Origin of the sequence: Rugamonas rubra (assembly GCF_900114705.1) — a bacterium.
In the GTDB taxonomy this organism is placed as follows: domain Bacteria; phylum Pseudomonadota; class Gammaproteobacteria; order Burkholderiales; family Burkholderiaceae_D; genus Rugamonas; species Rugamonas rubra.
This window is the reverse complement of the sequence record NZ_FOTW01000031.1, coordinates 17,185-30,186: the sequence shown is the minus strand read 5'-3', so window position 1 is coordinate 30,186 and position 13,002 is coordinate 17,185. Positions and strand designations below refer to the sequence as shown.

General features: G+C 69.0%; 8 protein-coding genes. 5 read left to right on the top strand and 3 right to left on the bottom strand.

The features are described from left to right. The first annotated feature begins 35 nt into the window (after window positions 1-35). On the top strand, window positions 36-4,022 hold the full coding sequence (locus BM252_RS26120; protein WP_093390602.1) for a hypothetical protein: 3,987 nt from the start codon (window positions 36-38) through the stop codon (window positions 4,020-4,022). Window positions 4,023-4,228: 206 nt separating this feature from the next. On the opposite strand, the gene BM252_RS26115 is transcribed toward BM252_RS26120, so the two are convergent. Further along, the gene (locus tag BM252_RS26115; protein ID WP_093390601.1) at window positions 4,229-4,714 is read right to left on the bottom strand and encodes an asparaginase domain-containing protein; all 486 of its coding nucleotides are present in this window, start codon (window positions 4,712-4,714) and stop codon (window positions 4,229-4,231) included. A gap of 187 nt (window positions 4,715-4,901) precedes the next feature. On the opposite strand from BM252_RS26115, the gene BM252_RS26110 reads away from it, so the two are divergent. Then, window positions 4,902-5,657 (top strand): L-asparaginase, encoded by a 756-nt coding sequence (locus BM252_RS26110; protein ID WP_093390600.1) that lies wholly within the window; start codon window positions 4,902-4,904, stop codon window positions 5,655-5,657. Window positions 5,658-5,672: 15 nt separating this feature from the next. Here BM252_RS26110 and BM252_RS26105 read toward each other — a convergent pair whose 3' ends face one another. After that, complete coding sequence (locus BM252_RS26105) at window positions 5,673-6,674, bottom strand: D-2-hydroxyacid dehydrogenase family protein (protein WP_093390599.1); 1,002 nt, start codon at window positions 6,672-6,674, stop codon at window positions 5,673-5,675. Window positions 6,675-7,039: 365 nt separating this feature from the next. Between BM252_RS26105 and BM252_RS26100 the strand changes: the two genes are divergently transcribed. From BM252_RS26100 to BM252_RS31245, 3 genes are all read left to right on the top strand, one after another. Further along, complete coding sequence (locus BM252_RS26100) at window positions 7,040-8,905, top strand: phosphoenolpyruvate carboxykinase (GTP) (RefSeq protein WP_093390598.1); 1,866 nt, start codon at window positions 7,040-7,042, stop codon at window positions 8,903-8,905. 88 nt (window positions 8,906-8,993) lie between these two features. Next, window positions 8,994-9,611 (top strand): TetR/AcrR family transcriptional regulator, encoded by a 618-nt coding sequence (locus tag BM252_RS26095; protein WP_093390597.1) that lies wholly within the window; start codon window positions 8,994-8,996, stop codon window positions 9,609-9,611. Window positions 9,612-9,681: 70 nt separating this feature from the next. Continuing rightward, window positions 9,682-9,825, top strand: a complete 144-nt coding sequence (locus tag BM252_RS31245; protein ID WP_174900691.1) for a hypothetical protein — start codon at window positions 9,682-9,684, stop codon at window positions 9,823-9,825. A gap of 120 nt (window positions 9,826-9,945) precedes the next feature. On the opposite strand, the gene uvrA is transcribed toward BM252_RS31245, so the two are convergent. Next, window positions 9,946-12,792, bottom strand: coding sequence for an excinuclease ABC subunit UvrA (gene uvrA / locus BM252_RS26090; protein WP_093390596.1), 2,847 nt, complete (start codon window positions 12,790-12,792; stop codon window positions 9,946-9,948). Window positions 12,793-13,002 lie beyond the last annotated feature (210 nt).

The following is a 13,002-nucleotide window of genomic DNA, read 5'->3' as shown; positions in this document are numbered from 1 at the left end:
CAGTTTTCTCAATATTGAACAATAAGGAATTGCCCATGAGCATCGACAGCAACATGACGCCGGCCCAGTTCGCGGCCCTCGGCACCAAGCAGATCGCCGCGCTGACCGCCGCCGACTTCGCCGCGCTGCCGGCCAGCCTGGCCGCCGCGCTGACCAGCAAGCAGGCCGCGGTGCTCACCTCGGCCCAGCTGGGCGCCCTGGCGCCGGCCAGCATCGCCGCCCTCGAGCCGGCCAGCATCGCCGCGCTCAAGCCGCTGACCCTGGCCGGCGCCAGCACCCTGGCGCCCTTCGTCGCCGGCCTGGGCAGCCGCCAGATCGCCGCGCTGACGCCGGGCCAGGCCGCCGTCCTGCGCGGCAACAACATCGCCGCCCTGTCGCTCGAGGCCATCGCCGGCTTCGAGCCGGCCGACCTGACCGCGCTGGGCACCGGCGTCATCGCCGGCCTGAGCGCGAGCCAGCTGCAGGCCTTCAGCACACGGCAGATCGGCGCCCTCAACGTGCGCCAGATCGGCGCGCTGACCCCGGCCCGGCTCGGCAGTGGCGAGCTGTTTACCACCGCACAGATGGTGGCCTTCAACGCCGGCCAGATCGGCGCCTTCAGCACCGCGCTGATCGCCGCGCTCGGCGGCGCCGACCTGGCCGCCATCGAAACGCGCGACATCGGCGGCCTCACCGTGCGCCAGCTGGCCGCCCTCTCGGCCGCCCAGCTGCAGGCGCTGGGCAGCGCCCAGCTGCGCGCGCTGCAGCCGCGCCAGCTGCCCGGCCTGTCCACCGCCGCCCTGGTGGCGCTCGACAGCGACGGCCTGCGCGCGCTGAGCGGCGCCGTTTTCGCCGCGCTGAGCACGGCGCAGATCGCCTCGCTCAGCACCCGCCAGTTGCACACCCTGAGCACCGCCCACCTGGCCGCGCTGCAGCCGCGCCAGCTGGCCGCGCTGGGCAGCGCCGCCCTGGCCGCGCTCGATCCGGCCACCCTGGCCGCGCTCAAGCCGGCCTTGATCGGCAGCTTGAGCTCGAACCAGCTGCCGGGTCTGGGCAGCGCCGGCCTGGCCGCCCTCACCACCGCCCAGTTCGCCGCGATCAAGCCGGCCATGCTGGCCGGCCTGAGCGGCGAGCAGGTCGCCGCGCTGACCACCAAACAGGCCTCGGCGCTGAACGCCACCCAGTTGGCGGCGCTGTCGCTGGCCGGCGTGGCCGCCCTCGAGACGGCCGACTTCGCCGCGCTGCGCGTGGCCACCCTGGCCGGCCTGAGCACGCGCCAGCTCGGCGCGCTGAGCGGCGAGCAGGTGGCCGCCCTGACCACCGCGCAGGCCGCCGCGCTGGGCAGCCGCCAAGTCAACGCCCTGTCGAGCGGCGCCTTCGCGGCGATCGAGCTGGCCGACCTGGCCGCGCTCAACAACAGCGCCATCGCCGGCCTGTCGAGCACCCAGCTGCGCGCCCTGAGCGGCGAGCAGATCGCCCACCTGGCCACGCGCCAGATCGCCGCCCTCAGCACCGCCGCCCTGCACGCCCTGAGCGACAGCCAGTTCCGTGCCCTCACCGCCGCCCAGCTGGGCGCGCTGACCTCGCGCCAGCTGGCCAGCCTGTCGCCGGCCGCGATCGGCGCCCTGAGCACGGCCAGCCTGGTGGCGCTGCGCACCGCCGCCATCGCCGGCCTCGGCTCGGCCCAGGTGGCCGCGCTCGGCAACGACCCCAGCCAGCCCGGCCACAGCCAGTTCGGCCTGCTCACCACCGGCCAGATCGCCGCGCTGCGCAGCGCCGCCCTGCGAGGCCTGAGCGCCGAGCAGGCCGCCGCCATGACCAGCAGCCAGGTCGCCGCGCTCAGCGCGCCGCAGGTGATGGCGCTGTCGAGCGCCGCCATCGCCGCGCTCGACGTGGCCGACATCGCCGCCCTGCAGCGCGGCGCGGTGATGAACCTGCGCACCGACCAGGTTGCCGCACTGAACCCGCAGCAGCTGGCCGCGCTGACCACCTACCAGGCCTCGGCGCTGACCAGCCAGCAGTTCAACGCGCTGTCGGCCGGCGCCCTGGCGGCGCTCGAGACGGCCGACCTGGCCGCCCTCGACACCCGCGTCATCGGCGCCATGCGCACCGCCCAGCTGGCCGCGCTCGGCGACGCCCAGCTGGCCGCGCTGGCGCAGCGCCAGATCGGCGCGTTGAGCACGGCCGGCCTGAACGCGCTGAGCCAGGAGCAGTTCCGCCTGTTCGGCAGCCAGCAACTGGCCGGGCTCAACGCCGCCCAGTTCGGCGCCCTGTCGACCGACAAGCTGCAGGCGATCCGCGCCGCCGACATGCCGGCGCTCAACTCGGCCGCCTTCACCAGCCTCGGCTCGGCGCAGATCGCCGCCCTGCTGGCCGAGCAGGTCGGCGCGCTGAGCACCGCCCAGGTGAGCCGCCTGACGGTGGCCGGCCTGGCCGGCCTGGGTGCCGCCCAGGCCGCCGCCCTCAACACCGCCCAGGCGGCCGCGCTGATCGGTAGCCAGCTGGCCGCCTTCAGCACCGCCGCCGTGGCCGCGCTCGACAGCGCCGACATCGCCGCGCTCAAGCCGATCGCCGTCGCCACGCTGCGCACCGACCAGGTGCTGGCGCTCGGCAGCGACCAGTTCGCCGCGCTGACCACCCAGCAACTGGGCGCCATGCGCACCCAGCAGTTCGCCGTGTTGTCGAGCGCCGTCGTCGCCGGCCTGAGCACGGCCAACCTGGCGGCGCTGTCGGGCGTCGTGCTGGCCTCGCTGTCGACCGCGCTGATGGCGGCGCTGAGCACCGGCCAGATCGCCAGCCTGACGGCCGGCCAGGTCGGCGCGCTGGGCAGCGCCACCCTCCACGCCCTCGGCGCCGACCAGTTGTACGCGCTGGGCTCGCGCCAGCTCGCCGGCCTGCTCGGCCGCCAAGTGGCCGGCCTGGGCTCGCGCGAGCTCGCCGCCCTCAACGCCGAGCAGCTCGGCGGCCTCAGCGTCGACGTCGTCGGCAGCCTCGGCTCGGCCCAGCTGGCCGTGCTCGGCAGCGACCGCGACGGCGCCGCCGGACCGCGCATCGGCGCCCTCGGCACGGCCCAGGTGGCGGCGCTGAAGCCGTTCGTGCTGGCCGGCCTGGGCACCAGCCAGGCCGTCTCGCTGACCACCCAGCAGGCCGCCGTCCTGAGCGCGCTGCAAATCGGCGGGCTGTCGAACGACATCGTCGCCGCGTTCGAGACGGCCGACTTCGCCGCCCTCAGCAACGCCGCCATCGCCGGCCTGCGCTCCGGCCAGGCGGCCGCCCTGAGCTCCGGGCAACTGGCCGCGCTGGGCACCGGCCAGGCCGCCGCGCTGGCCGCCGAGGCGGTCGGCGCGCTGGTGTCGAGCCAGGTGTGGGCGCTGGGCACGGCCCAGCTGGCCGCGCTGAGCACGCGCCAGATCGCCGCCCTGTCGGCCCGCCACGCCGACGGCGCCGACCTGCTCACCACCGACCAGATGGTGGCACTGTCGTCGCAACAGGTGGGCGCGCTGAGCACCGCCGTGGTGGCGGCGCTGAGCACGGCCGACGTCGCCGCCATCGAAACGCGCGACATCAACGCCCTCGGCAGCAGCCAGCTGGCGGCGCTGTCGACCAGCCACGTGCGCAGCCTGAGCACCGGCCAGATCAGCGCCCTCAGCACCGGCCAGCTGCACGTCCTGTCGAGCGGCCAGGTGGCCGCCCTCAGCGCCGACCAGGTGCACGCGCTGAGCAGCGCCCAGCTGGCGGCGCTGCCGTTCACCCCGGTCAGCGGCGTGAGCGGCGTCAACGCCATGGTGCAGGCGATGGCGGCCTTCGGCGCCGGCGCCGAGTTCGCCTCGGCCCAGCGGCCGCGGCTCGACGCCGCCGGCGTCTCGGCGAGCGGCCAGCTGGCCGCCGGCGCGGCGCAGATGGCCGGCCTGCTGCAGCAGTACGACGCCAACGGCCAGCCGCTGGCGGCGCCGGGCGGTGCTGGCAGCGGCGATCCGACGCTGCGCCTGAACGGCCTGCAGCCGGCCGCCACGGCCGGCCTGCTGGCGGCCAGCCACAAATAGCCCGAAAAAGATCGTCGCGGGCGAGCGGGACGCCGGCAAAACCCAGCGGCGCAAACCTGGGGTCGGACCCGCTGGGTCTGACCCCGGTCCCTGCCTGTGGGGTTCGCCGGCATCCCCGGCGCCTTGACGGAACGAAAAAATGCCCGCGAAGCGATTCGCGGGCATTTTTTATTCTTGGAGGTAAAGCGCGGCGGCCGCGCGACCGCCTACAGCGGCTGGAACACGCCGGCGGCGCGGTTCTTCTGCACATTGTCCCAGGCGAAGATCTGGCCGTTCATCGCCACGTAGACGCCGGCCGGCAGGGTCTGCGCCACGCCACAGGCGAAGCCCAGGTTGAACAGCGCGTCCGAGTTGTCGATCTCGTAGGGGATCATGGCGCCGGTCAGCACGATGGTCTGGCCCAGCGCGGCCGGGCCCAGCACGGCGGCCGTCTGCGGCATGGTGTCGGTGCCGTGGATGATGACCACGGCCTTTTCGGCGGCGCCGCGGCAGGCGGCCAGGATGCGCTCGCGGTCGGCGTCGACCATGTCGAGCGAGTCCATCAGCGGCAACTGCTGCAGTTCCACCTGCACCGTCAGGCGGCAGCGCGCCAGCGCCGCCGGCAGGTGGCTGGCGGCGAAGCCGAGCGTGCCGTTCAGTTCGTTGTAGTGTTTGTCGAAGGTGCCGCCGGTGGCGAGAATGCGCAAGGTCATGGTGGTGTGCTTTGATCGGTGGAGAATAGGCCGAATGATAGCCTGAAGCGTGCCCCTTGTGCAGTCGGCAAGGTCGGCGCGCGGGCAATCTCACCCCCTGTGTTTGCTCTGCATTGGCCCTAGAAACTTGCGCCAACTGTGAGTACACTGGTTTCTTTGTTCGTCGGACCCGCTCCCTATTTCCGCCATGAAAGCGCTCGCTCCCGGTACCGTCATCTTCCACCGCCACCGTGGCTACGGCGTGATCACCTCGGTCAACCTGCTGACCGGCTGGATCGCCGCCCGCTTCGGCAGCGAGGCCCGCACGCTCGACCTGAACCTGTCGATGGACGAGGTGCAGTTCGCCGACGGCGAGGCCATCCTGTTCCGCCGCGCCCCGCCCGACCGCATGCCGCACGCCCGCCTGATGGCCATGGTGCGCGAGTTGCACCGCGCCGGCTACCAGCGCCTCTACCTGTATTCCTGGCCCAAGCCGTCCGGCCTGCACTGGCGCTGGCATTTGTTCACCGGCCAGCGCGACTGGATGCAGCGGCCCTGGCGCGAGGGCTGGTACGGCTCCGGCGCCGACTACAACGTCAACCCGGTGATGGGCTGGGGCGACACGCCGGCCGCCACCACCGAGGAGCTGGTCCACGCCCTGGCCCGCTTCGACCCGCAGGGCCTGGCGCGCGCGCTCGGCCGCGACGAGGACCACGCCGCCTGGTTCGAGGGCGTCTGCGCGGCCCTGCTGCCCGGCTATATGTACAGCCTGGACATGCAGCGCCCGGCCGACGCGCCGCTGCAGGAGATGCCGCCGGTGCCGGTGATCGCCGTGCGCGCCAGCCTGCCGCCCTACAGCGGCCCGGCGCTGGCCTGGCCGCCCGGCTGGAGCGGGCTGTGGAGCAAGGTGCACGCCATGCCGGCGCCGGCCATCAACCTGAGCGGCGTGCCGGAGATCCGCTGACGCCGGCCGGGCCGGCTATTGCGTCCGGCCGCCCTTGGCGTAGTCCGGATTGAGCAGGGCGCCGTGCCTGCCGGCGGCGAAGTCGACGATGTTCTGGAAGGCGTGGCGGAAATACAGCTCGTAGCTGTCCTTCTCCACATAGCCCAGGTGCGGCGTGGCCAGCACGGTCGGCATGCGCAGCAGCGCCGAGTCGGCCGCCAGCGGCTCCGAGGTGAACACGTCGAGCGCGGCGTAGCCGGGCCGGCCCTGCGGCAGCGCCCGCTCCAAGGCGTCCTCCTGCACCAGCTCGGCGCGGCTGGTGTTGACGAACAGGGCCGTCGGCTTCATCCGCGCCAAATCCTCGGCGCTGACGATGCCACGGGTGGCCGGGTTCAGCCGCAAATGCAGGCTGAGCACGTCGGCCTGCTCGAAGAAGGCCTCGCGCGTCGTCGCCGCCGCGTTGCCGTCGGCCACGGCCGCGTCGCGGCTGGCCTGGCTGCCCCACACCAGCACGTTCATGCCGAAGGCGCGGCCGTAGCCGGCGATCATCTGGCCGATCTTGCCGTAGCCCCAGATCGCCAGCGTCCTGCCCTTGAGCGCCGTGCCCAGCCCGTTCAGGCCGGGGTTGATCGAGGCCGTCTGCCACAGCCCGTCCCGCAGGTTGTTGGCGTAGGGGACGATTTTGCGCGTGGCCGCCATGATCAGCGCCCAGGTCAGCTCGGCCGGCGCGGTGGGCGAGCCGACGCCCTCGACGATGGCCACGCCCAGCTCGCTGGCGGCGGCCACGTCGATGTTGCCGGCCACCTTGCCGGTCTGCGAAATGAGCTTCAAATTGGGCAGCTTGGCCAGCAGCGCGCGGTTGAGCACGGTGCGCTCGCGGATCAGCACCAGCGCCTCGAAGGGCGCCAGGCGGATCGCCAGCTGGCCCAGTCCACGGGTCGAATTGGTGAAGATTTTCACTTCGTGATCGCGCAACAACGGGAAGCAATCCAGATCGCGGGTAGAATCTTGATAATCGTCGAGAATTGCAATTTTCATGGTAGTTGACCGATCTTAATGTGAATTTCGTAGCTTAATAACGGATTTCTCAGAATATGGAATAGCTTACTACTTTAGTCGACTATTTCTCCTACATTTTTGGAGAAAAGCCAGTTTGACGGGTGTACAATCGCCCACTCATTTTCGAACTCAGCTATGGGGTTCGCGCAATACGTTCCACCAGCCCGGCCACATGATTGGGCTGCGCGCCGGCCATATCGCCGGCGCAATCGACATGACCGCCGTACCCGCCGGGGGCCGCCGCCGAGCAATCGCGCCGCCCGCCAGAGCGCAAGCCACAAGCTGACGACGATCCTGCCGTGCCGGGACAAGACAAGATTTTCTTTATTGGCATTGGAGGTACTATGAATCAGCCCGTGATGGGTGGCGTTGCCGCACTCAACGTCCCAGCTTACATTAAACAGCAGAAACTGATCAATTGGGTCGCGGACATCGCCGCCCTGACCAAGCCCGACCGCATCCACTGGTGCGACGGCTCGCAGGAAGAATACGACCGCCTGTGCGGCGAAATGGTCGCCGCCGGCACCATGAAGAAGCTGAACCAGGAAAAACGGCCGAACTCCTACCTGGCCTGCTCCGACCCGAGCGACGTCGCCCGCGTCGAAGACCGCACCTTCATCTGCTCGAAAACCAAGGAAGAGGCCGGTCCGACCAACAACTGGACCGAGCCGAGCGAAATGCGCGGCACCCTCAACGGCCTGTTCGACGGCTGCATGGTCGGCCGCACGATGTACGTGGTGCCGTTCTCGATGGGCCCGCTGGGCTCGCCGATCGCCCACATCGGCGTCGAGCTGTCCGACTCCGCCTACGTCGCCGTCAACATGCGCGTGATGACCCGCATGGGCCGCGCCGTCTACGACGTGCTCGGCACGGACGGCGAGTTCGTCCCCTGCGTGCACAGCGTCGGCGCGCCGCTGGCCGCCGGCCAGAAGGACGTCGCCTGGCCGTGCAACAGCACCAAATACATCGTCCACTTCCCCGACACCCGCGAGATCTGGTCGTTCGGCTCCGGTTACGGCGGCAACGCCCTGCTGGGCAAGAAGTGCTTCGCCCTGCGCATCGCCTCCAACATGGGCCACCAGGCCGCCCAGGTAGACGGCGCCGGCTGGTTGGCCGAACACATGTTGATCCTCGGCGTCGAATCGCCGGAAGGCAAGAAGCACTACGTCGCGGCGGCCTTCCCTTCGGCCTGCGGCAAGACCAACTTCGCCATGCTGATCCCGCCCGCCAGCTTCAAGGGCTGGAAGGTCACCACCATCGGCGACGACATCGCCTGGATCAAACCGGGCGCCGACGGCCGCCTGTACGCCATCAACCCTGAAGCGGGCTACTTCGGCGTCGCCCCCGGCACCAACGAGAAGACCAACTTCAACTGCATGGCCTCCATGCGCGAGAACACCATCTTCACCAACGTCGCGCTGACCGACGACGGCGACGTCTGGTGGGAAGGCCTGAGCAAGCAAGCGCCCGACCACCTGATCGACTGGCAGGGCAAGGATTGGACGCCGGCCTCCGGCACCAAGGCGGCCCACCCGAACGCCCGCTTCACCGTCGCCGCGACGCAGAACCCGGTGATCGACTCGGCCTGGGACGACCCGGCCGGCGTGCCGATCTCGGCCTTCATCTTCGGCGGCCGCCGCTCGACCACCGTGCCGCTGGTGACCGAGGCGCGCAACTGGGTCGAAGGCGTCTACATGGCCGCGACCATGGGCTCCGAGACCACCGCCGCCGCCGCCGGCCAAATGGGCGTGGTGCGCCGCGACCCGTTCGCCATGCTGCCGTTCATGGGCTACAACATGAGCGACTACTTCCAGCACTGGCTGAACATGGGCGCCAAGCTGGGCGCCAACAACGCCGCCGCGCTGCCGAAGATTTACTGCGTCAACTGGTTCCGCACCGACGAGCAGGGCCACTTCGTCTGGCCTGGCTTCGGCGACAACATGCGCGTGCTGAAATGGATGCTGGAACGCATCGAAGGCAAGGCCGGCGGCGTCGAAAACGTGTTCGGCACCACGCCGCGCTTCGGCGACCTGAACTGGGACGGCATCCCCTTCTCGCCGGAGGAGTTCGAGACCATCACCTCGATCGACAAGGACGCCTGGCGCGACGAGCTTAAGCTGCACGACGAGCTGTTCGCCAAGCTGGCCTACCACATGCCGGCCGAGCTGATCGCCGTCAAGGAAGAGCTGGCCAAGCGCCTGGCCAAGTAAGCGGCCCGGTTCGCACATAAAAAACGGCGCGTTCGATACGCGCCGTTTTTTCTCGCCTATTTCGCACGGGTGTGCTAAAGTGAATCGCATGGATACCCTGACCGCCAAGAGCGAAGCCACCTACGCCGCCATCGTCGCCGCCGCCATGGACATGGCCGCCGCCGAGGGCATCGGCAAACTGTCGCTGGGCGAGCTGGCCAAGCGCACCGGCATCAGCAAGAGCGGGGTGTTTTCCCGCGTCGGCTCGCTCGAGGCCTTGCAGGAGGCGGTGCTGGACGAGTACGACCGCCGCTTCGCCGCCGAGGTGCTGCTGCCCACGCTGCAACTGCCGCGCGGCCTGCCGCGCCTGAGCGCCCAGATCGCCAACTGGATGCGCCGCGCCGGTGACGAGGCGCTGCGCAGCGCCTGCCTGTACTCGGCCGGCGCCTTCGAGTTCGACGACGAGGCCGGCCCGCTGCGCGACCGCCTGCAAAGCGGCGCCCAGCAATGGCGCGCCTCGCTGCGCAAGACCATCGAGCAGGCGATGGCCGAGGGCCAGCTGCGCCCCGACACCGATCCGGCCCAGCTGGTCTACGAGATCTACAGCCTGATCATCGGCCTGGTGCACGACACCCGTTTCCTGCACGACGACAACGCGCTGCGCCACACGCAACGCGCCTTCAACCGCTTGATCGGCAGCTACAAGAGTTTGAGCGATCCGCAGTGACCGCGTGCCGCTGTGCGCGCGGCCTTTTTTTGAAGTAATTTCGCACACGTGTGCGAAAAAGGAGGAAAGCATGAACATCTTGCTGGGCTTGTTGTTGCTGTTGTTGGCCGGCGCCTACGCCGTCCACCGCAGCGACTTGGTCGCCGTGTTGCGGGCCCTGCCCGACAGCAACGCGGATTTTCAGGAACCTACCGAGGAAGGAGAGCAACCATGACGCAGGACCGCGCGAACTTCGCGGCCGGCATGGCCGACCCGGCCATCACGCCACTGTTGAAGGCCGGGAACGAGCGCGCCGGCGCGGCCTAAGTCTTGCCGGCGCTCCCTACCAGGCGGCCTATGCCAGCAGCGGGCCGAGGTACTTGCCGGTCACGCTCTTCGGATTGGCCGCCACTTCCTCCGGCGTGCCGCTGGCGATGATCTGGCCGCCGCCGGCGCCGCCCTCCGGACCCAGGTCGACGATCCAGTCGGCGGTCTTGATGACGTCCAGGTTGTGCTCGATGATGACCAGGGTGTTGCCCTGGTCGCGCAGGCGGTGGATCACCTTCAGCAGCAGGTCGATGTCGTGGAAGTGCAAGCCGGTGGTCGGCTCGTCGAGGATGTACAGGGTGCGTCCGGTGTCGCGCTTGGACAACTCCAGCGACAGCTTGACGCGTTGCGCCTCGCCGCCCGACAAGGTGGTGGCGCTCTGCCCCAGCTTGATGTAGCCCAGGCCGACGTCTAGCAGGGTGTGCAGCTTGCGCGCGATCAGCGGCACCGGCTTGAAGAACTCGTGCGCATCTTCGACCGTCATGTCGAGGATCTCGGTGATGTTCTTGCCCTTGTAGTGGACCTCCAGCGTTTCGCGGTTGTAGCGCTTGCCGTGGCAAACGTCGCAGGGCACGTAGACGTCGGGCAGGAAGTGCATCTCCACCTTGATGACGCCGTCGCCCTGGCAGGCCTCGCAGCGGCCGCCCTTGACGTTGAACGAGAAGCGGCCGGCGCTGTAGCCGCGTTCCTTGGCCGTCGGCACGCCGGCGAACAGGTCGCGGATCGGCGTGAACAGGCCGGTGTAGGTGGCCGGGTTCGAGCGCGGCGTGCGGCCGATCGGCGCCTGGTCGACGGCGATCACCTTGTCGAAATGCTCCAGGCCGCTGATCGAATCGTGCGGCGACGGCTCGGTCTGCGAACCGTACAGGTGGCGCGACAGCGCCGGGTACAGCGTGTCGTTGATCAGCGAGGACTTGCCCGAGCCGGACACGCCGGTCACGCAGGTCATCAGGCCGACCGGCAGGCTCAGGGTGACGCCCTTCAGGTTGTTGCCGGTGGCGCCGGTGATCAGCAATTGCTTGTCCGGGTCGGCGGCGCGGCGCTTCTCCGGCACGGCGATTTTCAGCGTGCCGTTCAGGTATTGCGCCGTCAGCGATTCCTTGCTTTTCAGGATGTCCTTCAGCGTGCCCTGGGCGATGATGTCGCCGCCGTGCACGCCAGCGCCCTTGCCCATGTCGACCACGTAGTCGGCGGTGCGGATGGCGTCCTCGTCGTGCTCGACCACCAGCACGCTGTTGCCGATGTCGCGCAGGTGCTTCAGCGTTTCGATCAGGCGGTCGTTGTCGCGCTGGTGCAGGCCGATCGACGGCTCGTCCAGCACATACATCACGCCGGTCAGGCCGGAGCCGATCTGCGAGGCCAGGCGGATGCGCTGCGCCTCGCCGCCGGACAGGGTGTCGGCGCTACGGTCGAGCGACAAATAGTCCAGTCCCACGTTGTTGAGGAACTTCAGGCGCGAGATGATCTCCTTGACCACGCGGTCGGCGATCTCCTTCTTGGCGCCCTTCAGTTTCAGCTGCTCGAAGAAGCTCAGCGTTTCGCGCAGCGGCTTGGCGGCGATCTCGTAGATGGCCGTTTCCTGCTTGCCGGTGCCCACCTTGACGAAGCGCGCCTCGACGCGCAGACGGGCGCCGTGGCAGGATGGGCATTGCTTCTCGTTGATGAACTTGGCCAGCTCCTCCTTGACCGCCATCGAGTCCGTCTCGCGGTAGCGGCGCGACAGGTTGGTGACCACGCCTTCGAAGGTGTGCTCCTTGATGACGGTGCGGCCGCGCTCGTTGACGTAGGCAAAGGGGATCAGCTGCTTGCCCGAGCCGTGCAGGATCACCTGCTGGGCGGCGGCGGGCAGTTGCTCGTAGGGCAGGTCGAGGTCGAACTCGTAGAAGGCCGCCAGGTTCGACAGCATCTGGAAGTAGAACTGGTTGCGCCGGTCCCAACCCTTCACCGCGCCGGAGGCCAGCGACAGGTTGGGGAAGGCGACGATGCGTTTCGGATCGAAGAACTCGATGTGGCCCAGGCCGTCGCACTCGGGGCAGGCGCCCATCGGATTGTTGAACGAGAACAGGCGCGGCTCCAGCTCCTGCAGCGAATAGCCGCAGGCGTTGCAGGCGAACTTGTTGGAGTAGACGTGCTCCTTGGTCGAGTCCATCTCCAGCGCCACGGCGCGGCCGTCGGCCAGGCGCAGCGCCGTCTCGAAGCTCTCGGCCAGGCGCTGCTTGATCTCGGCGTTGACCTTGACCCGGTCGACCACCACGTCGATGGTGTGCTTCTCGGTCTTCTTCAGCTTGGGCAGGTCGTCGACCTCGTAGATCTTCGCCTCGTGGGTGCCGCTCTGCACACGGAAGCGCACGAAGCCCTGCGCCTGCATCTGCTCGAACAGGTCGGCGTGCTCGCCCTTGCGGTTGGCCACCACCGGCGCCAGGATCATCAGCTTGGTGCCCTCGGGCATGGCCAGCACGGCATCGACCATCTGCGACACCGACTGCGCCGCCAGCGGATTTTCCGGGTGGTCGGGGCAGTAGGGCGTGCCGACGCGGGCGTACAGCAGGCGCAGGTAGTCGTGGATTTCGGTGACGGTGCCCACCGTCGAGCGCGGATTGTGCGAGGTGGCCTTCTGCTCGATGGAAATGGCCGGCGACAGGCCCTCGATCAGGTCGACGTCGGGCTTCTCCATCAACTGCAGGAACTGGCGGGCGTAGGCGGACAGGGATTCGACATAGCGGCGCTGGCCTTCGGCATACAGGGTGTCAAAGGCGAGCGAGGACTTGCCCGAGCCGGACAGGCCGGTGATGACGATCAGCTTGTTGCGAGGCAAATCCAGATTGATGTTCTTCAGATTGTGCGTGCGGGCGCCGCGAATGCGAATTTGTTCCATGTTTTGCCTTGCTTTCAAGAGGTGGTGCGAGGCCGGCGCGCGCTAAAAAGAGCGATAACGGGGCCAAAACGGGTCAACCTGACACTATAGCTGGGTTTCAATACTTGCGCGTGGCGCCCGGCCGGCCACAGCGGGACAGGGCAATGCGCGCCGATTTGACGCAGCTCTTGAGGGTGACGATGAATACTGTATATAATACCAGTATTCCGT